At 46.5% G+C, this 22898-nt stretch carries 25 protein-coding genes; 2 read left to right on the top strand and 23 right to left on the bottom strand.

Annotation, left to right across the window (positions count from 1 at the left end; genetic code table 11):
• Positions 1–203: 203 nt before the first annotated feature.
• The 16 genes from glmS to DEU30_RS06130 form a co-directional block, all read right to left on the bottom strand.
• Positions 204–2036 (bottom strand): glutamine--fructose-6-phosphate transaminase (isomerizing), encoded by a 1833-nt coding sequence (glmS, locus tag DEU30_RS06055; protein ID WP_114981844.1) that lies wholly within the window; start codon positions 2034–2036, stop codon positions 204–206.
• Between the two features lie 3 nt (positions 2037–2039).
• Positions 2040–3410, bottom strand: a complete 1371-nt coding sequence (glmU, locus tag DEU30_RS06060; protein WP_114981843.1) for a bifunctional UDP-N-acetylglucosamine diphosphorylase/glucosamine-1-phosphate N-acetyltransferase GlmU — start codon at positions 3408–3410, stop codon at positions 2040–2042.
• Positions 3411–3529: 119 nt separating this feature from the next.
• On the bottom strand, positions 3530–3946 hold the full coding sequence (locus DEU30_RS06065) for a F0F1 ATP synthase subunit epsilon (protein WP_011235841.1): 417 nt from the start codon (positions 3944–3946) through the stop codon (positions 3530–3532).
• A gap of 17 nt (positions 3947–3963) precedes the next feature.
• Positions 3964–5349 carry a F0F1 ATP synthase subunit beta gene (atpD, locus tag DEU30_RS06070; RefSeq protein ID WP_011235842.1) on the bottom strand — a complete coding sequence of 462 codons (1386 nt, stop codon included), beginning with the start codon at positions 5347–5349 and terminating at the stop codon, positions 3964–3966.
• 42 nt (positions 5350–5391) lie between these two features.
• Complete coding sequence (atpG, locus tag DEU30_RS06075) at positions 5392–6255, bottom strand: F0F1 ATP synthase subunit gamma (RefSeq protein ID WP_011235843.1); 864 nt, start codon at positions 6253–6255, stop codon at positions 5392–5394.
• Between the two features lie 54 nt (positions 6256–6309).
• Positions 6310–7851 (bottom strand): F0F1 ATP synthase subunit alpha, encoded by a 1542-nt coding sequence (gene atpA / locus DEU30_RS06080; protein ID WP_011235844.1) that lies wholly within the window; start codon positions 7849–7851, stop codon positions 6310–6312.
• Positions 7852–7865: 14 nt separating this feature from the next.
• On the bottom strand, positions 7866–8399 hold the full coding sequence (gene atpH, locus DEU30_RS06085) for a F0F1 ATP synthase subunit delta (RefSeq protein WP_114981842.1): 534 nt from the start codon (positions 8397–8399) through the stop codon (positions 7866–7868).
• Positions 8400–8416: 17 nt separating this feature from the next.
• Complete coding sequence (gene atpF / locus DEU30_RS06090; RefSeq protein ID WP_011235846.1) at positions 8417–8887, bottom strand: F0F1 ATP synthase subunit B; 471 nt, start codon at positions 8885–8887, stop codon at positions 8417–8419.
• Between the two features lie 37 nt (positions 8888–8924).
• Positions 8925–9212, bottom strand: coding sequence for a F0F1 ATP synthase subunit C (atpE, locus tag DEU30_RS06095; RefSeq protein WP_114981841.1), 288 nt, complete (start codon positions 9210–9212; stop codon positions 8925–8927).
• A 64-nt stretch (positions 9213–9276) separates the two neighbouring features.
• On the bottom strand, positions 9277–10074 hold the full coding sequence (gene atpB / locus DEU30_RS06100; RefSeq protein WP_114981840.1) for a F0F1 ATP synthase subunit A: 798 nt from the start codon (positions 10072–10074) through the stop codon (positions 9277–9279).
• A gap of 12 nt (positions 10075–10086) precedes the next feature.
• On the bottom strand, positions 10087–10473 hold the full coding sequence (locus DEU30_RS06105) for an ATP synthase subunit I (protein ID WP_114981839.1): 387 nt from the start codon (positions 10471–10473) through the stop codon (positions 10087–10089).
• Positions 10474–10642: 169 nt separating this feature from the next.
• Entirely contained in the window at positions 10643–11518 is an 876-nt protein-coding gene (locus DEU30_RS06110; RefSeq protein ID WP_011235850.1) for a ParB/RepB/Spo0J family partition protein, read from the bottom strand.
• A 19-nt stretch (positions 11519–11537) separates the two neighbouring features.
• Positions 11538–12329 (bottom strand): ParA family protein, encoded by a 792-nt coding sequence (locus DEU30_RS06115; protein ID WP_011235851.1) that lies wholly within the window; start codon positions 12327–12329, stop codon positions 11538–11540.
• 48 nt (positions 12330–12377) lie between these two features.
• On the bottom strand, positions 12378–12998 hold the full coding sequence (gene rsmG, locus DEU30_RS06120) for a 16S rRNA (guanine(527)-N(7))-methyltransferase RsmG (protein WP_034819462.1): 621 nt from the start codon (positions 12996–12998) through the stop codon (positions 12378–12380).
• 9 nt (positions 12999–13007) lie between these two features.
• Positions 13008–14903 carry a tRNA uridine-5-carboxymethylaminomethyl(34) synthesis enzyme MnmG gene (mnmG, locus tag DEU30_RS06125; RefSeq protein WP_110012834.1) on the bottom strand — a complete coding sequence of 632 codons (1896 nt, stop codon included), beginning with the start codon at positions 14901–14903 and terminating at the stop codon, positions 13008–13010.
• A gap of 393 nt (positions 14904–15296) precedes the next feature.
• On the bottom strand, positions 15297–15746 hold the full coding sequence (locus tag DEU30_RS06130; RefSeq protein ID WP_110012835.1) for a flavodoxin domain-containing protein: 450 nt from the start codon (positions 15744–15746) through the stop codon (positions 15297–15299).
• 58 nt (positions 15747–15804) lie between these two features.
• Between DEU30_RS06130 and DEU30_RS06135 the strand changes: the two genes are divergently transcribed.
• Entirely contained in the window at positions 15805–16299 is a 495-nt protein-coding gene (locus tag DEU30_RS06135) for a sulfur transferase domain-containing protein (RefSeq protein WP_114981838.1), read from the top strand.
• A gap of 47 nt (positions 16300–16346) precedes the next feature.
• On the opposite strand, the gene gloA is transcribed toward DEU30_RS06135, so the two are convergent.
• Positions 16347–16901, bottom strand: a complete 555-nt coding sequence (gene gloA / locus DEU30_RS06140; RefSeq protein WP_114981837.1) for a lactoylglutathione lyase — start codon at positions 16899–16901, stop codon at positions 16347–16349.
• 76 nt (positions 16902–16977) lie between these two features.
• Between gloA and DEU30_RS06145 the strand changes: the two genes are divergently transcribed.
• Entirely contained in the window at positions 16978–17229 is a 252-nt protein-coding gene (locus DEU30_RS06145) for a GIY-YIG nuclease family protein (protein WP_114981836.1), read from the top strand.
• On the opposite strand, the gene DEU30_RS06150 is transcribed toward DEU30_RS06145, so the two are convergent.
• Genes DEU30_RS06150 through rpmH form a run of 6 tightly spaced genes read right to left on the bottom strand, consistent with a single transcriptional unit; the run spans position 17212 to position 22783 of the window.
• Positions 17212–18891 carry an FUSC family protein gene (locus tag DEU30_RS06150; RefSeq protein WP_114981835.1) on the bottom strand — a complete coding sequence of 560 codons (1680 nt, stop codon included), beginning with the start codon at positions 18889–18891 and terminating at the stop codon, positions 17212–17214. The two genes, DEU30_RS06145 and DEU30_RS06150, sit on opposite strands and share 18 nt — an antisense overlap.
• Before the next feature lie 34 nt (positions 18892–18925).
• A complete protein-coding gene (mnmE, locus tag DEU30_RS06155) occupies positions 18926–20302 on the bottom strand; it encodes a tRNA uridine-5-carboxymethylaminomethyl(34) synthesis GTPase MnmE (RefSeq protein WP_114981834.1) in 1377 nt (458 codons plus the stop codon).
• Between the two features lie 55 nt (positions 20303–20357).
• Entirely contained in the window at positions 20358–22019 is a 1662-nt protein-coding gene (gene yidC / locus DEU30_RS06160; protein WP_114981833.1) for a membrane protein insertase YidC, read from the bottom strand.
• On the bottom strand, positions 22016–22327 hold the full coding sequence (gene yidD, locus DEU30_RS06165; RefSeq protein WP_011235861.1) for a membrane protein insertion efficiency factor YidD: 312 nt from the start codon (positions 22325–22327) through the stop codon (positions 22016–22018). Before yidD ends, yidC begins: the two co-directional genes overlap by 4 nt.
• Positions 22279–22656 (bottom strand): ribonuclease P protein component, encoded by a 378-nt coding sequence (rnpA, locus tag DEU30_RS06170; protein ID WP_110012843.1) that lies wholly within the window; start codon positions 22654–22656, stop codon positions 22279–22281. Before rnpA ends, yidD begins: the two co-directional genes overlap by 49 nt.
• Positions 22649–22783 carry a 50S ribosomal protein L34 gene (gene rpmH, locus DEU30_RS06175; RefSeq protein WP_011235863.1) on the bottom strand — a complete coding sequence of 45 codons (135 nt, stop codon included), beginning with the start codon at positions 22781–22783 and terminating at the stop codon, positions 22649–22651. The genes rnpA and rpmH overlap by 8 nt, the downstream gene beginning before the upstream one ends.
• Between the last annotated feature and the right edge of the window lie 115 nt (positions 22784–22898).

Genomic DNA, 22898 nt, shown 5'->3' on the forward strand with positions numbered 1-22898 from the left:
CTTTAAAGCGGCATCCATGTCGAAATTGGTTTTGGTCATATGTCATCTCTTTTTTGCTTAGTTTAACGAAATGACACAGAATTCTGAACACTACCTCCTTGAAACATTAAAATTTAATGACTTTAATGTCTCATTTAAGATCTTTAATGTTTATTAAGAACTTTAATGTACGCCGACAAAAAAAAGGGCCTTTCGGCCCTTCCTTATTCCACAGTAACTGACTTGGCCAAGTTCCTTGGCTGGTCCACATCGGTACCTTTTATCAAAGCTACGTAATAGGACAACAGCTGCAACGGAACGGTATAGACAATAGGGGCTATCACTTCGTCGCAATGGCTGACGTTAAGTACGGTTAACGACTCATCGCCTTTGAAGCGGGCGTTTTTGTCGGCAAAAACGTACATCAGACCGCCGCGGGCACGCACTTCTTCAACGTTCGATTTCAGTTTTTCCAGTAAGTCGTTATTCGGTGCCACGACAATAACCGGCATTTCTTCATCAATAAGCGCTAACGGGCCGTGTTTTAACTCACCAGCGGCATAGGCTTCGGCGTGAATGTATGAAATTTCTTTCAGTTTTAATGCGCCTTCCATAGCAATGGGGTATTGGTTACCACGCCCCAGGAACAGGCTGTGCTCTTTGTTCGCAAAGTCTTGTGCTAACTCTTCAATTTCATCGGCTAAGGATACCGCTTCTTCCAGCTTAGTTGGCAACGCTTGTAGGGCATGAACAACAGCTTCTTGCTGCTGCTCTGGCATGCCTCTGTATTTGCCAATACCCAAGGTCAGCATAAGCAGGCCGGTTAACTGGGTGGTAAAGGCTTTGGTCGACGCCACACCAATTTCTGCGCCGGCACGGGTTAAAAACGCCAGATCAGATTCGCGCACCATAGACGAGGAGCCCACGTTACAAATGGTCAGGCTGCTTTTGTAGCCAAGCTCTTTGGATAGGCGCAGTGCCGCCAGGGTATCGGCGGTTTCACCGCTTTGAGAGATGGTCACCAACAGGCTGTTAGGATGAACATAGGACTTGCGGTAACGAAACTCTGAGGCTATTTCAACGTTGCATGACACGTTTGCCATGGACTCCAGCCAGTAGCGCGCCACCATACCCGCATGGTAACTGGTACCGCAGGCGACAATTTGAACGTGTTCAATGTCTTTTAAGATACTTGCCGCATATTCACCAAAAGCGTTATCCAACACAGTAGTTTCAGACAAACGGCCTTCCAGCGTGTTACGCACGGCAATAGGCTGCTCGTAAATTTCTTTCAGCATAAAATGCCGATACTGGCCTTTACCACCCGCGTCGTAGCTTACGTCAGATTCAACAACCTCGCGCTCTACCGCGCTACCTTCAGAGTCATAAATGTCGATTTCAGTGCGGTTAATATCCGCAACATCGCCTTCTTCCAGATAGATAAACTTACGGGTTACCGGCAATAAAGCAAGCTGATCGGAAGCCACAAAGTTCTCGCCAATACCCACACCAATAACCAGAGGACTACCGGAACGGGCAACCACTAAACGCTCCGGGTATTGGGTATCCATAACCACAGTACCGTAAGCACCTTCCAGCTGACGTACTGCCGACTTAACCGCAGCCAATAAATCGCCATGAGTTTTACGCTCATGATGAATTAAGTGAGCGATTACTTCGGTGTCAGTCTGCGAATTAAAGACATAACCTTCGGCTTGCAGCTCTTCGCGTAGGCGTTCGTGGTTTTCGATAATGCCATTATGCACTACGGCAATTTCGTCTTCTGAACGGTGCGGGTGGGCGTTCGCTTCCGTAACCCCGCCATGCGTTGCCCAACGTGTATGGGCAATACCAATAGTGCCGTCTAAGGGGTTCTTGTCTATGGCGTCTTTTAATTCCTGTACCTTACCGGTACGGCGTACGCTTTTAAGGTGATTATCAGCGTCGATAACAGCCGCACCAGCCGAGTCATAACCCCGGTATTCCAGTCGTTTTAAACCTTCCAGCAAAATACCTGTTACCCGACGTTCCGACGTAGCACCAACAATACCGCACATAAATTAACTTCCTTTTTTCGACTGTGGACGTTGCCATCCGCTGATATTACGCTGCTTGCCCCGGGCTACAGCCAGTTCTTCGTCCGCTACCGCCCGGGTAATAACCGAGCCGGCGCCAACGGTTGCATTCTTACCAATGGCGACAGGCGCAACCAGAGAGCTGTTTGAGCCTATAAAAGCGCCGTCACCAATTTCGGTGAGTGCTTTATTCACACCATCGTAATTGCAGGTAATGGTACCTGCACCAATGTTTGCGTATTCACCCACCTGAGTGTCGCCCAAATAGGTTAAATGGCTGGCTTTAGAACCTTTACCCAGGCGGCTTTTTTTCATCTCGACAAAGTTTCCGACCTGCGCTTCATCCGCAAGTTCCGCACCAGGGCGCAAACGCGCGAAAGGACCAACTTTACAGCCTTTAGCAACTTTTGCGTCTTCAATATGGGAGTTCGCGCGAATAACGGTGTCATCACCAATAACGGAGTTTCTTATGACACAGTTTGGTTCAATAACAACCCGGTCACCCAGAACCACGTTGCCTTCAAACACTGCGTTAATATCAATAGTGACATCACTGCCGGCACTCAGTTTACCGCGACAATCGAAGCGGGCAGGGTCAATTAAGGTAACGCCCTGGGTCATGAGCTCTTCAGCCTGACGCTGCTGCAGTGCTCTCTCTAGAGAGGCTAATTGCTGGCGGTTATTCGCACCTTCCACTTCCTGCGCGTTGTCAGGCTGTGCAGTGGCAATATTAACGCCTTCCCGCGCGGCCATTGCGACAATATCGGTCAGGTAATATTCTTTTTGCGCATTATCATTGCTCAGTTGCTCAAGCCAGCTTTTTAATTTATCGCTGTCGGCAATCATAATGCCGGTGTTCACTTCATTAATCGCTAATTGCTGCGCGTTGGCATCTTTTTGCTCAACAATGCCGGTAACGCTGCGGCGTTCATTACGCACAATACGGCCATAACCTGTAGGCTCCGCAAGCTTCATAGTCAGCAGGCCAAGCGAAGTGTTTGCGCTGGCGGTTACCAATTTAATTAAGGTGGATTCGGTCAGCAGCGGCACGTCACCATACAAAATAATGACTTTTTCACTGCTTTTCAGGTGCGGAATAACCTGCTGAACCGCATGTCCTGTACCCAATTGTTCGCGTTGTTCAACCCAGGTTAAGTCATCACCTGCTATCGCCTGTTTAAGCTGATCGCCGCCATGGCCGTAAATTAAATTAATGGCGTCAGGCTTTAGCGACCTGGCTGTATCAATAACATGCTCTACCATAGGTTTATTAGCCACTTTATGCAGCACCTTTGGCAGCTCCGATCGCATGCGGGTTCCTTTTCCTGCGGCCAGAATAACAACGCGTAACTTCATATTAATGGGTCCTTAATTCAATCGCTGGCGTAAGCCTTATTGCATTAGCTTATTGTAACGACAAAAAAGGCCTTGTTGCACTAACAACAAGGCCTTTTACGTATTTTAACGCAGAAGTTTTAGCGCTTAAGCTTACGAATAATATCGATTTGAGCTAACGCACGCGATAGCTCAGCAATCGCTTCTGCATAGGTCACATCAGAACCTGAATCGGCAATGGCTTCTTCAGCACGTTTCTTCGCTGCTTCGGCTTCCTGCAAGTCAAGCTCGTCACCACGAACAGCAACGTCCGCAAGAACAATAACGTGACCAGGCTGTACTTCTAACACACCACCGGCAACATACAGAAGCTCTTCGTCGCCCGCTTCACTGACATAACGAACCATACCTGGTTTGATTTTAGTCAGCAGGGGCGCGTGACCTGGGTAAATACCCAGCTCACCTTCGCTACCAGTGACCTGAACCGTTTGTACAACGCCTGAGAACAACTTGTCTTCAGCGCTGACAACGTCCAGATTTAATGTTTGTGTTGCCATTCAAACCTCCCGGTCGGTTACAGGTTTTTGGCTTTTTCTACCGCTTCTTCGATGGTACCAACCATGTAGAAGGCCTGCTCTGGCATATCGTCGTAATCACCATCCAAAATGCCTTTAAAGCCGGCAATAGTATCTTTCAAAGATACGTATTTACCTGGCGCACCAGTGAATACTTCGGCTACGAAGAAAGGCTGCGACAAGAAGCGCTGAATTTTACGAGCACGAGATACTGACAATTTGTCTTCTTCAGACAGCTCGTCCATACCCAGAATCGCAATGATGTCTTTCAGCTCTTTATAGCGTTGCAGTACTTCCTGAACACCCATTGCTGTGTCGTAGTGCTCATCACCGATAACCTGTGGATCCAACTGACGTGACGTTGAGTCCAACGGGTCAACCGCAGGGTAGATACCCAGTGACGCGATGTCACGGTTAAGTACAACAGTCGCATCCAAGTGAGCGAAGGTTGTTGCCGGAGATGGGTCAGTCAAGTCATCCGCTGGTACATAAACGGCCTGTACAGACGTGATTGAACCTGTCTTAGTAGAGGTGATACGTTCCTGCAGAACACCCATTTCTTCGGCCAGGGTAGGCTGATAACCAACCGCTGAAGGCATACGGCCTAACAGTGCTGATACCTCAGTACCGGCCAAGGTGTAACGGTAGATGTTATCAACGAAGAAAAGTACATCGCGACCTTCGTCACGGAATTTCTCAGCGATAGTCAAACCAGTCAGAGCAACACGTAAACGGTTACCCGGTGGCTCGTTCATCTGACCATAAACCAGTGATACTTTATCCAGAACGTTTGAATCGTTCATCTCGTGATAGAAGTCGTTACCTTCACGAGTACGCTCACCAACACCAGCGAATACTGAGTAGCCGCTGTGCTCGATAGCGATGTTACGGATAAGCTCCATCATGTTAACGGTTTTACCAACACCAGCACCACCGAACAGACCAACTTTACCACCTTTAGCAAACGGGCAAATCAAGTCGATGACTTTGATACCGGTTTCTAACAGTTCGTTAGTGTTTGACTGTTCTTCGTAGCTTGGTGCCGCACGGTGAATAGACATTTTCTCTTCTTCACCGATAGGGCCCGCTTCATCAATTGGGTTACCCAATACATCCATAATACGACCCAGGGTTTTCTTACCCACTGGAACCATGATTGATTCACCGGTATTTTTAGCGGTGATACCACGACGCAGACCGTCAGTTGTACCCATTGCGATGGCACGTACGATTCCGCCGCCCAGCTGCTGCTGAACTTCCAGAACCAAACCTTCTAAGCCACCTTCGGTCACTTTCAGTGCGTCGTATACTTTTGGTACAGCGTCTTGTGGAAATTCTAAATCCACAACGGCGCCGATAATTTGTACGACCTTACCTTGACTCATGACGTTTCCTCTAACTCTTCAATTCTGTTAACCGTTGCCGCGTTATACCGCTTCGGCGCCGGACACGATTTCCGAAATTTCTTGCGTAATTGCTGCCTGACGCGCCTTGTTATATCGCAATTGTAATTGGTCAATAATGTCTTCGGCATTGTCGGTTGCAGCTTTCATAGCAATCATCCGAGCGGCTTGCTCACTAGCAAAGTTATCCACTACGCCTTGGTACACTTGCATTTCTACGAAGCGACGAATTAGCGTATCGAGGATACTTTCCGGATTCGGCTCATACAGGTAATCCCAGCTACCTGTCTGCACATCTTCTTCCGATCCTGCTTGCGGCAATGGCAACAATTGATGAATGGTCGGCTCCTGGGTCATCGTATTCACAAATTTGTTGAATACAACGTACAAGCGATCGATTTTGCCTTCTTCAAAAGCATCCAGCATAACCTGGATAGAACCGGTAATTTCCTTCAGTTCTGGCTTATCGCCCATACCTGAAACCTGCGCTTTCAACTTACCAAAACGCTTGAAGAAACTGGTTCCTTTGCTGCCTATAGCGGCAAAATCCGCTTCAACATCCTGCTCTTTCCATTCGTTAGCGTGTTTAACGACTTTTTTGAACTCATTACCGTTCAAGCCGCCACACAAACCACGATCGGTAGACACAATGATGTAACCCACACGCTTAACCTGACGTTCTTCCATAAATGGATGACGATACTCGAGGTTACCGCGCGCCACATGACCAATCACCTTGCGAATGGTGTCCGCATAGGGGCGACTTGCCTCCATACGTTCCTGCGCCTTTTTCATTTTCGACGCAGCGACCATTTCCATAGCACTGGTGATCTTCTGAGTATTACCGATACTCGAGATCTGAGTTTTTATCTCTTTACCGCTGGCCATGACGATTCTCCTGTTAACTCAACGACAAATGGCCGCTATTGCGGCCAGGTGCGATTACCATGATTGCGTTTGCTTGAATTTCTCAAGCGCAGCTTTCAATTGCGCATCGATGTCGTCGTTATAGTTGCCAGTTTTATCAATCTCAGCCATTAGCTCGGCGTATTCGCTCGCCATGAAAGATTGCAGAGATTCTTCAAAATCCATGATTTTGTCGATTTCTACGTCTTTCAAGAAGCCTTTTTCAACGGCATAAATTGATACAGCCATTTGAGCCACGCTCATAGGCTTGTACTGTTTCTGTTTCATCAGTTCAGTAACACGCTGACCGTGCTCTAACTGTGAACGAGTCGATTCATCAAGGTCAGATGCGAACTGAGCGAACGCTGCCAATTCACGATACTGAGCCAGGGCAAGACGGATACCGCCACCCAGTTTCTTGATGATTTTCGTTTGTGCTGAACCACCAACACGTGAAACCGAGACACCAGCGTTAACCGCAGGACGAATACCTGAGTTAAATAAGTCAGTTTCAAGGAAGATCTGACCATCGGTGATAGAGATAACGTTAGTCGGTACGAATGCCGATACGTCACCTGCCTGAGTTTCAATGATAGGTAAGGCAGTTAATGAGCCGGTCTGGCCTTTCACTTTACCGTCAGTGAATTTTTCTACGTAGTCAGCGTTAACACGCGCAGCACGCTCAAGTAGACGAGAGTGAAGGTAGAAAACGTCACCAGGGAATGCTTCACGACCCGGAGGACGACGCAACAACAGTGAAATTTGGCGATAAGCGACAGCCTGTTTAGACAAGTCATCGTAGACAATCAGAGCGTCTTCACCGCGGTCACGGAAGTATTCACCCATGGTACAACCAGAGTAAGCTGCCAGATATTGCAGGGCTGCGGATTCAGAAGCAGAAGCTGCAACTACAATGGTGTTTTCCATTGCGCCGTGCTCTTCTAACTTACGTACAACCGCTGAAATGGTCGAGTTCTTCTGACCAATAGCTACGTAAACACACTTAATACCAGAATCTTTCTGGTTGATAATAGCGTCTACTGCTAAAGCCGTTTTACCTGTCTGACGGTCACCGATGATAAGCTCACGCTGACCACGACCAACCGGAATCATCGAGTCAATTGACTTGTAACCCGTTTGTACTGGCTGATCAACTGACTGACGTTCAATAACGCCCGGTGCGATTTTCTCGACTGGCTCATAGCCGTCAGCTTCGATAGGACCTTTACCGTCGATAGGCTGGCCTAGTGTGTTAACCACACGACCCAACAGTTTTTCGCCAACCGGAACTTCAAGGATACGACCGGTTGATTTTACTTTGGTGCCTTCCTGCAAGTCTGCATAAGGGCCCATAACAACCGCACCTACAGAATCACGTTCAAGGTTTAGTGCGATAGCGTAACGATTACCAGGTAGCTCAACCATTTCACCTTGCAGACAGTCTGCAAGTCCGTGGATGCGAATGATACCGTCTTGAACAGACATGATGGTACCTTCGTTGCGAGCTTCGCTGGTGACTTCGAACTTCTCAATTCGCTGTTTGATCAGTTCTGCGATTTCATTTGAATTCAATTGCATGCTCAAGTCCCCAATTAGGATTGCAGTGCGTAAGCAAGTCTGTCGAGCTTGCCGCGCAAGGTGCCGTCAATAACGGTATCACCAGCTTCTATAACAAGTCCGCCAATAATGGACTTGTCGACACTGCAGTTCAGCTTAATTTTGCGTTGCAGGCGCTTCTCAAGTGCTTTAATCAAAGCCGTTTGTTGTGCTTTCAGCAGTTTAACTGCTGACTTAACATCTACAGTGACTTCTTTGTCATGTTCAGCACGAAGCGTCTGATAGAGCTCACTAACCGCTGGCAGCACTGGCAGACGTTCATTTTCAGCCAGTACTTTAACGAAGTTCTTAGCGTTGTCGTCGAGCTCGTCGCCGCAAACACCTAAGAAAACGTCTGTTGTTTTCCCAACAGTCGAGGAGCTACTCAAAAATGAGGCAATAGTCTCGTCTTGCGCTACCGCAGCAGCGAAGCTAAGCATTTCTGCCCACTTATCGAGCGCTCCCTGTTCTAAAGCAAAATCAAAAGCTGCTTTTGCGTAAGGGCGAGCGACCGTAGTCAGTTCTGACATAAGCTCAAACCCCTTTATTAAAGTTCAGCGACCAGTTTTTCAACAATGTCACTATGAGCGTCTTTATCAATTTCACGCTCAATGATTTTCTGAGCCCCAGACACCGCAAGTACGGCAACCTGCTTACGCAGCTCTTCGCGAACGCGATTGCGCTCAGCAGCAACTTCTTCATGTCCAGCCGCAACGATTTTTTCACGTTCTTCGTGGCCACGTTGAGTTTCTTCCTCAACAATTTTTGCACCACGTTTTTTCGACTGTTCAATGATTTCAGCGGCTTGCTGTTTCGCTTCTTTGAGCTGCTCGGCAATTTCTTGCTGGGCTTTCTCTAAATCTTTTTGAGCACGTTCACCGGCATTAAGGCCGTCAGCAATTTTCTTCTGACGTTCCTCGATAGCTTTGATGATCGGTGGCCATACAAATTTCATGCAGAACCACACGAACACGATAAACGCGATCGTTTGTCCAATTAGAGTAGCGTTGATATTCACAACGGACCTCCTTCAGTTGGTGACCGTCGAATAGCGATTAGCCTGCTACCTGTTGTAAAGTGTTCATTCCTTCAATGAACTGGCCTGTGAACGGGCTAGCAAACGTGAACAGCAATGCAACAGCAACACCGATCATCGCGATAGCATCGATAAGACCTGCAACGATGAACATTTTAACTTGCAGCTGTGGTGCCAGTTCTGGTTGACGAGCAGCAGCTTCCAGGAATTTACCACCCAGAATACCAAAGCCCAGGGCAGTACCCAGTGCAGCCAGACCGATCATGATTGATACAGCGATAGCAGTAAAAGCAACTACAGTTTCCATTGATTTCTCCAGTTTTTCAGTAGATTAAAGTTAAAAGTAAAGCTAAAAACTTTTGTTTCGAACACTAGTGTTCAGATGACGCCATGCTTAAGTAAACAATGGTCAGCATCATGAAAATAAACGCTTGCAATGTAATAACCAGAATATGGAATACTGCCCACGCAAAGTGCGCCGGTAGCTGCCAGAATCCAATCATTGCAATAAGAATAAATATCAACTCACCCGCATACATGTTACCGAACAAACGCAGGGCCAGTGACGCTGGTTTTGCCAATAAAGTAATACTTTCCAGTACAAAGTTCACTGGTATTAATGCCCAGTGATTAAACGGAGTGAAAGTCATTTCTTTAGCGAAACCTTTCACGCCTTTGTATTTGATTGAGTAGATAATAATTAGCGCAAATACGCTTAAACTCAATGCAAAGGTTGTATTCAGGTCTGTTGTTGGTACCACTTTCATGTACACATCATGCGGGTCGTCAACAAAGCCTAACCAATAACCACCATACATAGCAGCTGTTGGTAACCAGTCAACCGGAATTAAGTCCATCAGGTTCATCAGGAATATCCAGACAAAGATGGTTAATGCCAGAGGTGCTATCAGTTTATCTTTACCGTGAAAGGATTCTTTGACGCTGTTGTCAACAAACTCGACAATCATTTCGACAAAGCATTGCCATTTACCAGGTACCCCAGCAGAGGATTTTTTGGCTACTCTGCGGAAACTCCACAGAAACAGCGCACCCAGTAACACGGACCAGAAGATAGTATCAACGTTCACCGCCCAGAATCCTTCACCAACCGTCCAGTTTAGGAGGTGATGCTTGATATACTGAGTCGGAGTTTGTTCTCCACTTATCATGTTGTTTCCCAGTTAGGTTGATTTTAAAAATAAAACCGGTGCTATCCACTGCATGGTGACGGCGATGACAAACCCGACCAATAACCACACAGGATATAAATTTGTTACCAGCAATGCGATTGTTAACAACACTGCTGTAAGCAGTAGCTTAACGCCTTCGCCTAAAAAGAAACTTTGTACAACTTTCTGATTAGCGCGCGCTCCCGCGTGTCTAAAAGCAATAAGTGCAAATAGAGCGCTTGGTATTACGGCGGTTAATCCGCCACACAGAATACCCAAAGCCGACTGTGTATTTGAAACTGCTATCGTGACAAGTGCGGCTATCAAAACCGCTATAAATTGTGTACCTACAACTTTTCCTGCCAGCTTTTTACCTACCGCATTAAGTGCCTGTGTCACGACTAAAACCTTTTAACTGGCGGCTATTTTTTTGAGGCTTTCAACCAGCCACAACGAAACTCGCGCTAGTATAAAGATCTGCCATGTAATTGCAAACAAATTTGCCTGTAGGCGACGGTTTCTATGCCATTTAACAAAAGTTCTACAACAATCAATGCATTGGAAATTATTATTTGATGTGAGTCAGAATTCCATCCAGTTCGTCCAGGTTGGTGTAACTGATAACCAGTTTACCTTTTCCTTTACGACCATGATTAATGGAAACTTTGGCTCCCAGGGTTTCAGACAACTTGGTTTCTAAATGTTCAATATTAGCGTCTGGCTCTGGTTTTTCGGTTTCTTTGGGAGGGTCTATTGTACGTCTGACGAGTTTTTCTGCGTCACGTACGGTCATATCTTTTGCGACAATCTGTTGTGCTACGTCGGCTTGTTGTTCGCCTTCCAGCGCAAGTAACAACTTGGCATGGCCAAGTTCAATATCACCACGCTCAAGTAACACTTTAACGCCGTCCTGCAAGTTATTAAGGCGCAGCAAATTGGTCACCGTAGTCCGTGATTTACCCACTGCCTGAGCAACGTCCTGGTGAGTCATCTGAAACTCGACCAACAAACGTTGTAACGCAGTGGCTTCTTCCATTGCGTTTAAATCTTCACGCTGAATGTTTTCAATTAATGCGATAGCTACTGCGGCTTCATCAGGTACGTCTTTAATCAGGCAAGGAACCAGTTCAAGCTTTGCCAGTTGCGCCGCACGCCAACGACGCTCACCCGCAATAATCTCATATTCGTCTTTGCCAACAGGGCGTACAACAATGGGCTGGATTATCCCCTGAGCTTTTACCGAAGCGGCTAAATCTTCCAAAGCTTCGGGTGACATGTCTTTACGAGGTTGATAGCGACCAGGCTTTAAAAACTCAACCGGCAGCTTCTGTAATTCACCTTTAACTTCTTCCGTCACTTGCTCTGATTGACGGTCAGAGTTTTGCTGATTACTGGTCAGTAAGGCATCCAGACCGCGACCTAAACCTCGTTTTTTTGCCGACATGATTCGCTTTATTCCCTTGTTATGATTCTTTTGCTACTTCTTTACGATTTTCAGAACGTCGGATAAGTTCACCCGCTAAGGCTAAATAGGCCTTTGACCCGGTGGATGACTTGTCGTAGTACATAGCCGGCGCACCAAATGAAGGTGCTTCGGCTAAACGGACGTTACGTGGAATTACGGTCCGGTAAACTTTCTCACCAAAGTGGTTTTTGAGCTGTTCTGAAACATCGTTAGCCAGACGATTACGCGGATCGTACATAGTCCGCAAAATACCTTCAATTTCCAGCCCAGGATTAACCACGTCGGCCAGCTGACGAATAGTTTCCATTAATGCGGTAAGACCTTCCAGTGCATAATACTCGCACTGCATGGGCACCAGAATAGAGTCAGCGGCGGCCATGCCGTTAACGGTCAACATATTCAGCGATGGCGGACAATCGATAAAAATATAGTCGTAGCTATCCTGAACGGCTTTAAGTGCATTACGTAAACGCAATTCGCGTGCAAAAACTTCCATTAACTTAATTTCTGCAGCTGTAGCATCGGCATTAGCCGCTATTAAATGATATTTACCGTTGGTGTCTTTTACGGCAACGTCGCCGACTGGCTTTTCTTCAATCAGCAATTCGTAAATGGTATTTTCAACATCGTACTTATCAACGCCACTGCCCATAGTCGCGTTACCCTGAGGGTCCAGGTCAATCAACAACACTTTGCGACGGGTAGCAGCCATGGACGCAGCTAAGTTAACTGCTGTAGTTGTTTTTCCTACTCCGCCTTTTTGATTCGCAATAGCAATGGTTCTAGCCACGGGTTTTATAACCTCTTGTTGTTGTCGGATAGTCGACTGTCGGTTGTTTTATGACCGTTTGCTTATAATGACGATATGCCGGCTCGCGTCAATGCCGGGAACGTTAATTTGCTCAATACTTTCAATTTTATATTGCTCGGGCAACTGCTCCAGTTCGTCTTGCGGATACAGCCCTTTCAACGCATAAAACCGACCGTTTTCAGCCGGTAAATGTTCACACCACGAAAGCATATCATTAAGCGAGGCAAAGGCTCTACTGATTACACCATCAAACTGCTTTTCGTCCTGATAGTCTTCCACCCGCGCCTGCACAGCCGTAACATTGGTTAGTTTTAGCTCATGACAAACCTGACGAATAAAACGGATTCGCTTGCCTAAACTATCGAGTAAAACAAATTCATTATCCGGTTCGGCTATGGCTAAGGGTAAACCCGGTAGCCCTGGTCCTGTACCGACATCGATGAAGCGCTGCCCGTGTAAATACTTACGAACAGCCAGGCTGTCCATAATATGTCGGGTCAGCATATCCTTCGGGTTTCTCACGCTGGTCAGGTTATAAGCTTTATTCCATTTATCCAGTAAGCCTACTAACGCCAGTTGTTGCTCAATCTGTGCTTCTGACAGGTTTATTTGTGCCTGATCTAATAATCCCTTTAACTGCTCTTTCACATTTCTTCCTTAAGCACTTTTACGCAATAAACCCTGTTTTTTCAGGTGAACCAATAACATTGAAACAGCCGCCGGAGTAATTCCGGAAATACGCGCTGCTTTACCAACGGTCTCAGGCTGATGATCATTTAATTTCGCAACCACTTCGTTCGATAACCCCTTAATTTTAGCGTAATCGAAAGGCGAGGGCAGCAAGGTATTTTCATGACGCTGTTGTTTTGCTATTTCTTCCTGCTGACGCGTTATATAGCCCGCATATTTAATTTGGATCTCAACCTGTTCTGCCGCTAAAGGATCGTCTAACCCCGGCGCAAAAAAGTCAGTTAAGGCTAAATCTTTGTAATGAATTTCCGGGCGGCGTAATAGTTCTTCGCCACTGACTTCTTTGGTGACAGGGCTTTTAACCAGCGCGTTAATTTGCTCTACAGATGCATGATCTTTATGCACCCAGGTAGTTTTTAAACGTTGTTTTTCCTGCTCGACTGATTCCATTTTCTTATTAAACGCGGCCCAGCGTTCATCATCCACTAAACCGAGATTACGACCAATTTCAGTTAATCGCATATCAGCGTTATCTTCACGCAGCAACAGGCGATATTCAGCGCGCGAAGTGAACATACGGTAAGGTTCCTGAGTGCCCAAAGTCGATAAATCATCGATCAACACACCCATGTAGGCCTGATCGCGTCGTGGTGCCCAGGATTCTTTGTCCTGAGCCTGCAACGCGGCATTTAAACCGGCAATAAGCCCTTGCGCACCGGCTTCTTCATAGCCTGTTGTGCCGTTAATTTGGCCAGCGAAGAACAAGCCGTTAATGACTTTGGTTTCCAGAGATTGTTTCAGATCTCGGGGATCAAAGTAATCGTATTCGATCGCATAACCTGGTCGTGTGATATGCGCATTTTCAAAGCCTTTAATTGACTGAACGAGACGTTGCTGAACATCAAACGGCAAGCTGGTTGAAATGCCATTAGGGTAAATTTCAAAGGTATTTAAGCCTTCTGGTTCAACAAAAATTTGATGCGAGCCTTTGTCAGCAAAACGCACAATTTTATCTTCAATTGAAGGACAGTAACGTGGTCCTACGCCTTCAATCACACCAGAATACATGGGTGAACGATCAAGCCCTGAACGAATAATTTCGTGGGTATTTTCGTTGGTGTGCGTGATGTAACACGGAATTTGTTGCGGGTGATCAGAACGAGAACCCATGTAAGAAAATACCGGAGTCGGATTATCGCCCGGTTGTTCCTGCATAACGGAAAAATCAACGCTGTGACTGGCTATACGCGGTGGCGTACCGGTTTTTAAACGTTCAACTCGTAACGGCAATGCACGTAATCGTTTAGCTAATGCGTTTGATGGAGGATCGCCTGCGCGACCGCCCTGGTAGTTATCCAGACCAATATGGATTTGTCCGCCGAGGAATGTTCCTACGGTTAGCACCACGGTTTTTGCCGTAAATTTAAGACCCATTTGGGTAACAACGCCAGTAACGCGATCGTTCTCGACGATCAGATCGTCACAACCTTGTTGGAATATTGACAGATTCGGTTGGGTTTCCAGTGCGTAGCGGATCGCTTGTTTGTAAAGCTGTCGGTCAGCCTGAGCTCTGGTTGCACGCACTGCCGGGCCTTTGGATGAATTCAGTGTTCTGAATTGAATTCCGGCTTTATCAGCTGCTTTGGCCATAACGCCGCCAAGTGCATCGATCTCTTTTACTAAATGACCTTTTCCTATTCCCCCAATGGCTGGGTTGCAGGACATTTGCCCTAAAGTATCAATATTATGCGTAAGCAATAGGGTTTTAACACCTAAACGAGCGGCGGCTAACGCAGCTTCTGTTCCGGCGTGTCCTCCACCGACAACAATAACGTCAAAGTGTTGTTGGCTCTGTTGTGACATGCAAAGTGACCTTTGTTTGAAGAATAGGAAGTTAGCCGATTATTTTAACGCGATTTCACTTAAATCTAAATGGTTAAATTTCGTTCAGCGCTGTTAAAGATCTTAAAGAAGATCAGTAAAGGATCTTATTTAGATCTTTTATTACTATTACTACTAGTCAGCGGATTTCTGTGAATAGATCGCTGAAGCCCTTTTTAAATATATCCTGGAGCAAGATCACTCTTTGTAGATAAGTGCCCTTGAACCGGGATCATAGATCGTGGATAAGTAGGGTAGTTATACACAGATCAGTTTATCCCCAGTGTTATACCCACTTCACTGACAGCGCTTAAGTGATCTTATTCCAACCTTAGTCACAAGCTGAAATCCTTGTGCACAAGCCTGTGGGTATGATCACAGAGCCTTTACAGCATCAGCGATCGCGGGCAACCAGTTTAATGCTTTCTCTTCCGGATCGTCTTCCAGCATGTCGATTTCTAAACGATCGGTCATTTGTGTCCCGCCTAATTCCTGTAAGCGTTTATCGCAATGTCGACCGGCTTCGCAGAAGGTGTCATAACAGGATTCACCAACCGCCACTACGGCATAGTTCAGTCCGGCTAAATCAGGGCTTTGAGGATCCTTTATTTCGTCGTAGAAATCGAGCATGGAGTCGGCATAATCGCCCGCACCATGGCTAGCGAGAAAAATTAACCAGGGTTGATCGCTGGGTAGCTTCTCAAACTCCGGTTCGTAATGAAGCTCGGTTTCAATGCCCTGCTGATTTAATTTTTCGCTGACAGTATCGGCTAAAAATTCGGTATTTCCGGAAGTTGTACCCACTAAAAGATGTAAGACAGTCATAAAATTTCTAACTCATTTGCTACTATTAAAAACACGAGAATCATACAGGAGAACCCAAATGGTAAAAGCTCTGGTTAATGTATTAGTCGCTTTTAGTGTAGCAATAGTTTCAACGAATGTTTTTGCCGGCATTGAGTCACCCAAACAGGTGTCGGAGAAGTTATGGGTGATGGGCACACCATCAAACGAGCAATTGACTGACTTTGCTGATGAAGGTGGTGAGGTTGTTATTAATCTGCTTTCACAAAAAGAAATGGCCGACAGCGAGGAAGCCGCTGTGGTTACTCGTAATGGTATGGCGTATTACCATGTTCCGGTCAATGGAGCGGATGGAGTAACGTTTTCTAATGCACGCCTTGTCGATCGTATTTTATTAAAGAACAGCGATAAAACCGTACTGATTCATTGTGCTTCCAGCAACCGTGTTGGTGCGTTAATGGCATTACGTTCCGGTTGGTTAGATGGCATGTCGGCAGAAAACGCGGTAGAGGTTGGACGCGAGCATGGAATGACGTCTCTGGAAACTAAAGTGAAGTCGATGCTTTCAGAGTAGTAAAAAATAAGGCCAGCTCATGCAAATGAACTGGCCTTTTGGCGTCGTTATTTTAAATGCTCTTTCAGCAATTCCGGCTGACGTTCTGGTGTGAATATTTCAATCCAGTAGCCATCCGGGTCTTTAATAAAAGCAATGCCTTTCATTTTCCCGTCGTTCGGGCGTTTTTGAAATTCTACGCCCATTTTATCGAAACGCTCACAGGCGGCATCTATATCTGGAACGGCGAAACCTATGTGACCAAAACCTTTGGGCTCTTCGTTACCACTGTGGTAAGACACCGAGTCGTCGTTCTCGTCGCCCCAGTTGTGAGTCAGTTCCAGCATGGCCGGCCGACCAAAGGTCTGTTCAATGCGTTTGTCGTTATCGGTTGACCAGTCTTTACGTTGTTGCGGCGACATGGCAGCCATGAAATACAGCGTAAACTCCATTTCCGGGAAGTCGAAGCGCTTAACCAATGTCATGCCCAGAACTTCACTGTAAAATTTTAAGGTGCGCTCCGGGTCTTTAATGCGGAACATGGTCTGGTTAAATACAAAGTCGTGTGTTGCGGGGTCGTGTTGTTCAGACAGACCCTTGGCTTCATCAAAATGTCTGCTCATAATGTCATCCTTAGTCGGTTCATTGAGTAACTGTTGTTACACTATGTATTGGGTTTAGCTGGAGAGAGTTCAAGCCGTGAGCTGGTCGGTTTATCTAATTAAATGTGCAGACAATACGTTTTATACCGGTGTCACAACCGACATTAAACGGCGTGTGACTGAGCATAATACGGACGATAAAAAAGGCGCTAAATACACCAGGGCGCGTCGTCCGGTGGCGCTTGTCTGGAGTGAAGAACACCCAAACAGAGCTAAAGCATGCCAGCGGGAATATGAAATTAAACGTTGGCCGCGCGCTAAAAAGGTTGAGTTAGCTGGTGGAATTTAGCCTCTTTTGACCGGTTAAAAGGTGCTCGAGAATGGCGTTTTTGTCTTTCATGCCCAGTTTGTCGCTAATTTGGGTAAGCTTTATTACGCGATGGTAGAAACGTGCTTTGCGTCGGTTGTACTGGCTTTCGGTGAGTTTTGTTTTGTTCAGCTGGTCAATTTCTTCGGTAAGAGTTTGCAGTAAGCTTAGATAACGTGCTTTTAAATTGGTTGGATAAATAAGCCGATAAGCAACTAACGAAAGCAGCGGGGCGGCGACCACGGCCAGAGCAACACTTACTGAATGACCCAGATGGAACGAGTAACCTAAAGACGGCTGCATTAACAGTAGAAAGACCAGGTTGAAATCCATACTGCCGTTCGCCGTTTTTTGATGAGCCATAGGAAAACCCGCCAGCAAAATAACCGGCATTAAAGCCACCAGCATCCATAAAATGGAATCCTGATATTGCCAGACCGTTGCCTGAATAAGTACTGCTGTCAGCGCGCCAGCACACTGCCCGAAAAACACATATCTCATGGTTAATGCAGGGTTGTCTGCGGTGGAAAACAACGTCAACATAACCGATGCGCCCAGCATTAAATAAGCGAACTGAAATAATCCGGTATACCACCAGCTTGCGCCAATGAGCCCCATAATAACTAACGTTCGTATGGCGGCTTGGCGTGCACCCAACCAGTCGCGGTGCAAAATGGTTTTGCTGAGTAAGGTGGAAGTAGCAGTTTTGCCCGAATCACGAAAAGATAACCGGTCATTGGTTGCTTCAACGAATTCATTAAAGCGCTTTTTCAACGCGGTGTTTTTAATGGATTCCAGAGCAGTTTTGAGAGGTTCTACAATTTCGGAACGTTTAGCGGAAGCATTTAATTTATTTGACGCGTCGAGTAAGTAATCGCTTACTTTTTTGTTTTTTTCTGGCTCCTGAATATTCAGTTCAGCCAGAAATCCCAGTTGGCTGTTAATGACCAAGCGTAACGTTTTGGCCGATTCATGAGCACTGACAGAGCCGGTGCCGTGATCGAGTAGTTGAGCTTCGAGGGCCGCCAGTTTTGATAACTTATCGGCAAGGTTTAAATCGTTATTATCCGGTTCGGCGAAGTAACGACTAATATCGTGCAAGTTAGCTGCGGTTTGTCGGCGAAGTTGGTTAATTAAGCTTTGTTCCGCTCTTTTATAAGTAAAAGCCCAGCCAATAACGAGTGATGTCATAATGCCGACAAAAACCGTGAGTAGGCGGTCAATTCCGAGGGGCATAAGTGCGTCAGGGTTTTGTGTTAGCAACACCACCATGGATGCCGAATACCCGGCAAGTATGGTGCCGTAAGAAATGAGCCCGTGCAGTAAATTACCAGTGTAAACACAAAGCGATACCCAAAGAGTTAAGCCGGCCACCAGCCAAATGATCTCACCGCCGGCAGTAACTACCAGCACCATACCGAACATAGTCCCTAAAAGAGTGCCTAAAGCTCGGTATGCGGCTTTTTCTATAAGAAGACCACGAGTTGGCTGGGAAACAGCCCAAACTGTCATAGCAGACCATTGAGGATGCTCTAAGCCCATAGCCCAGGCAATAATAAGAGATAAGCAGGCAGCAACGCCGGTTCGAAAGCCAAACCGCAGGCGAACATAGTCAAACCCCCATTGCGCTAACTTGTCTTTCACTGGTGCTCCTTAGTTGTACGACTAAGAAAAAGCTTTATTTACCGATACAAAACGAACCAAAAATCTGGCCAAGGAGGTCATCAGAAGTGAATTCGCCGGTAATTTCATTGAGGTGCTGCTGAGTTAGGCGAAGTTCTTCTGCCAGTATTTCACCTGCCATATTGGCTTCTAACTGTTCCTGACCTTGCAGTAGATGTACTTTCGCTTTAGCTAGAGCCTCTAAATGGCGGCGTCTTGCCATGAAACTGCCTTCCGCAGTGGTGTTATAGCCAACACAGTGTTTCAGGTGCTCACGCAGCAACTCAATACCGTGCCCTGTTTTGGCAGATAAATGAATAACTGGAATGCCGTTATGTTCATCGATACCCGTGGGCTCTTCCGATAAATCGACTTTATTGCGAATAACGGTGTAGGGCATATCTTCTGGTAGCTGAGCGAAAAACTCTGGCCAAATATCGTCGGGATGAATGGCAGAGGTTTCCTGACTGTCGACCATAAACAGCACGCGGTCAGCCTGGCGTATTTCATCCCAGGCGCGTTCAATACCAATTTTCTCAACATGGTCAGGGCTTTCGCGTAAACCTGCGGTATCGATAATATGCAGCGGCATACCGTCTATTTGAATGTGCTCCCGCAGAACATCGCGAGTGGTTCCTGCTATTTCCGTTACAATAGCTGATTCACGACCCGCCAGCGCGTTAAGCAAGCTGGACTTACCCGCATTGGGGCGTCCGGCAATAACAATGCGCATGCCTTCGCGCATGAGCGTGCCTTGCTTGGCTTCCTGTTCTATGTGGAACAGCTGGTCGATAATTTCAGCTAAATCGCCGGATACTTTGCCATCGGAAAGAAAATCGATTTCTTCATCAGGAAAGTCGATAGCCGCTTCAACGTATATTCTCAGGTGAATAACGGCGTCTACCAACTGATCAATTTTATGAGAAAACTCACCTTTTAGGCTTTGTAAGGCGGCTTTTGCGGCCTGCTCTGAGTTGGTATCAATTAGGTCGGCAATGGCTTCTGCCTGGGTGAGATCGAGCTTGTCGTTTAAGAATGCTCGTTCGCTAAACTCACCGGGACGAGCAGGGCGAATACCGGGAATTTCCAGTATTGCTCGAATTATCATATCGATAATAACCGGCCCACCATGGCCTTGCAGTTCTAAGACATCTTCTCCGGTAAAGGAGTTTGGACCCAGGAAAAAGAGCGCTATGCCTTCGTCCAACAGTTGTTTCTGTAAATCGTAAAACGGCAGGTACTCTGCTTTACGAGGCTTGGGGCAGTGACCTAACAGCTTTTCTGCAACCTCTTTACAGGCTTTTCCGCTCACGCGAACAATACCAACACCGCCGCGTCCGGGAGGCGTTGCCTGAGCTACTATGGTGTCGTCAAAATCTGTTTCAGTTTGCATTTTTGCTGCTCCCAAAAGGACTAAAGCCCGGCATTAGCCGGGCCTTAATGCTGGACTACTTCTTGTTTCGAACGTTAATCCCTTTCTTTTCTAACCCACGGTAAATGATCAGCATTTGTGCAATGGTAATCAAGTTACTGACCAGCCAGTACAATACCAGACCCGATGGGAACCACAGGAAGAATACGGTAAAGATAACCGGCATATACTGAAACAGTTTCTGTTGCATTGGGTCAGCCGTCGGTGTTGGCTGCAGTCGCTGCATTAAGAACATACTGGCACCCATTAAAATAGGCAGGATGTAGTATGGGTCTTTGGTTGACAGATCCTGTATCCAGAACACAAAAGCAGAATGGCGCAGCTCAACACTTTCCAATAGCACCCAGTATAGCGCCAGGAAGATTGGAAGCTGCAACAGCATAGGCAGACAGCCGCCCAGAGGATTTACTTTTTCCTCTTTGTAGAGCTTCATCATGGCGCCTGACATCTTCTGTCTGTCGTCACCATAACGTTCACGCAGAGCCGTCATTTTTGGCTGCAGCATGCGCATCTTAGCCATTGAAACGTATTGTGCCTTAGTTAGCGGGAACAATAGCGCTTTAACAATAACTGTGGTCAGGATAATAGCCAGACCCCAGTTAATAACGATGCTTTGTAAGAACTGCAGCAGTTTGAATATCGGTTGAGCTAACCACCATAGGAAACCATAGTCGACGGTTAAGTCCAGATACTCGACGACTTCAGCCATGGCGTCTTGGTCTTTTGGACCCAGAAATACTTGAGACTCAATCGTTTTGGAGCTGCCTGGCTGAATATCAGTCATTGGATAAATGACACCGATAATTGCCTGGCTGCCATTGGCTACTCGAGAATAAAGACGATTTTTCTGACCTTGTTTCGGCACCCAGGCTGACACGAAATAGTGCTCAAGCATTCCGACCCAACCAGTTTGCGAAGTAACGTTCAGCTTTTTGTCCTGCATGCTGTCGAAATCGTATTTTTCGAACTTGTCTTCATCGTAGGAATAAGCTGCACCAAAATAGGTAGGCATGATCATACTGCCACTTTCGCCTGAGTGTACGGAACGTTTTAATTGGCCGTAAAATTGGGTTTCAAGCGTTTTGCTGGTGTTATTTTCTACTTCGTACCGAACGTCAACAGTGTATTTTCCTGGCGTGAAGGTAAATACTTTACGATAAACAGCGCCGTTCTCAGCCGTATAGGTTAAAGGAACTTCAATAACCTCGCTTGTAGACTCGTAGCTTTCTTGTTCGTAGTTATAAGAAGGGCGGCCGTCTTTGCCATCAATTCCGTCCGGGCCAATTAGGCCTGACTGAGCGACGTAAACGTTGTTTGAACTGTTTTGCAGAAGCTGAAAGCGTTCTTCAGAACCCTGAGTTTTCGCAAATTTGAGTAAGTGAGTCGAAACAACATCACCACCGCGGGTATCTATCTCAACATCTAACACGTCGGTGCGAACGTGAACTGTGGTTTCAGCCCGCTGAGCTACAACCGGCTGATCACTTTCCGGGACGTCTGCCGAAACGGCTGAACTGCCTGAGGGCACATCGCTGTTTTCAGCGTTATTGCTCGATTGTGTTGAGGTAACGTTTTCAGGTGCTTTTGTTCCGGGTGCGGTTTCCACCATCCAATTCTGGTATAGGAAGAAAGACACCACTAAAAAGGCAATAAATAATATCGTGCGTGGCGAATTCATAGTGATTTCGTCTCTGTTGGCTGATTTAGTAAAGATTCGGATTCGCTGTTATTTTCTGGCTTGGCGTCTTGCTTAGCAAGTGGAACCGGGTCGTAGCCGCCCTCATGAGCTGGGTGACATTTACTGATTCTTACTGCAGCAAGGCCAATGCCACGGATTGTACCGTGTTTTTGTATGGCCTCACAGGCATAATGTGAGCAAGATGGATAAAAACGACAACGCGGGCCCAGCAGTGGACTGATAAACCACTGATAAACCTTTATGAACGCGATTGGTATTGTTCGCAACGCTTTGCTAATTTTCGCCATAAATAATTCAACGTATCCCGTAATGCGGCGTTATCCTGCTCGACAATACCCTGCTTAGCAATAATTACAATGTCGAAAGCGGGAATTTTATGTTGGCTTAAACGGAAGGTTTCACGTATTTGTCGTTTTATGCGGTTTCGGTCAACTGCGCGCTTAGCTCGCTTTTTGCTGACGGTAACACCAATACGTGGATGGCCTAACTCATTGGGGGTTGCCAACATAGTGACATGAGCAGTAACGGCTTTTACAGGAGGGTTTGAGAATACAGTCTGGAAATGAGAGGGAGTTAACAGACGTAACTCCCTTCCGTATGAGATACTTTTATGCACTCAGTACTTTACGACCACGTGCACGGCGACGAGCCAGTACTTTGCGGCCATTTTTTGTTGCCATGCGAGCACGGAAACCGTGTGAACGCTTGCGCTTTAATACGCTTGGTTGAAATGTTCTTTTCATAACTAATATTCCATCGGTCAGTTTGCTATTTCCCACGCTGGCCGAATAAGTTGAAACCAAACGTGAACGGAATTTTTTAGAGCGCGGATCTTACCGATCTTTTCTCGTTGAGTCA

Source organism: Idiomarina sp. 017G, assembly GCF_004362265.1.
Classification (GTDB): Bacteria; Pseudomonadota; Gammaproteobacteria; order Enterobacterales; family Alteromonadaceae; genus Idiomarina; species Idiomarina loihiensis.

Bases quoted from the DNA above. Each gene is read 5' to 3' on its own strand.
- yidD (WP_011235861.1), bottom strand. From the start codon at position 22,327: ATGGCGAAAATTAGCAAAGCGTTGCGAACAATACCAATCGCGTTCATA.
- atpE (WP_114981841.1), bottom strand. From the start codon at position 9,212: ATGGAAACTGTAGTTGCTTTTACTGCTATCGCTGTATCAATCATGATC.
- atpD (WP_011235842.1), bottom strand. From the start codon at position 5,349: ATGAGTCAAGGTAAGGTCGTACAAATTATCGGCGCCGTTGTGGATTTA.
- mnmE (WP_114981834.1), bottom strand. From the start codon at position 20,302: ATGCAAACTGAAACAGATTTTGACGACACCATAGTAGCTCAGGCAACG.
- atpH (WP_114981842.1), bottom strand. From the start codon at position 8,399: ATGTCAGAACTGACTACGGTCGCTCGCCCTTACGCAAAAGCAGCTTTT.
- glmS (WP_114981844.1), bottom strand. From the start codon at position 2,036: ATGTGCGGTATTGTTGGTGCTACGTCGGAACGTCGGGTAACAGGTATT.
- DEU30_RS06130 (WP_110012835.1), bottom strand. From the start codon at position 15,746: ATGACTGTCTTACATCTTTTAGTGGGTACAACTTCCGGAAATACCGAA.
- atpA (WP_011235844.1), bottom strand. From the start codon at position 7,851: ATGCAATTGAATTCAAATGAAATCGCAGAACTGATCAAACAGCGAATT.
- DEU30_RS06135 (WP_114981838.1), top strand. From the start codon at position 15,805: ATGGTAAAAGCTCTGGTTAATGTATTAGTCGCTTTTAGTGTAGCAATA.
- yidC (WP_114981833.1), bottom strand. From the start codon at position 22,019: ATGAATTCGCCACGCACGATATTATTTATTGCCTTTTTAGTGGTGTCT.
- DEU30_RS06110 (WP_011235850.1), bottom strand. From the start codon at position 11,518: ATGTCGGCAAAAAAACGAGGTTTAGGTCGCGGTCTGGATGCCTTACTG.
- rpmH (WP_011235863.1), bottom strand. From the start codon at position 22,783: ATGAAAAGAACATTTCAACCAAGCGTATTAAAGCGCAAGCGTTCACAC.
- mnmG (WP_110012834.1), bottom strand. From the start codon at position 14,903: ATGTCACAACAGAGCCAACAACACTTTGACGTTATTGTTGTCGGTGGA.
- glmU (WP_114981843.1), bottom strand. From the start codon at position 3,410: ATGAAGTTACGCGTTGTTATTCTGGCCGCAGGAAAAGGAACCCGCATG.
- atpB (WP_114981840.1), bottom strand. From the start codon at position 10,074: ATGATAAGTGGAGAACAAACTCCGACTCAGTATATCAAGCATCACCTC.
- atpG (WP_011235843.1), bottom strand. From the start codon at position 6,255: ATGGCCAGCGGTAAAGAGATAAAAACTCAGATCTCGAGTATCGGTAAT.
- DEU30_RS06065 (WP_011235841.1), bottom strand. From the start codon at position 3,946: ATGGCAACACAAACATTAAATCTGGACGTTGTCAGCGCTGAAGACAAG.
- gloA (WP_114981837.1), bottom strand. From the start codon at position 16,901: ATGAGCAGACATTTTGATGAAGCCAAGGGTCTGTCTGAACAACACGAC.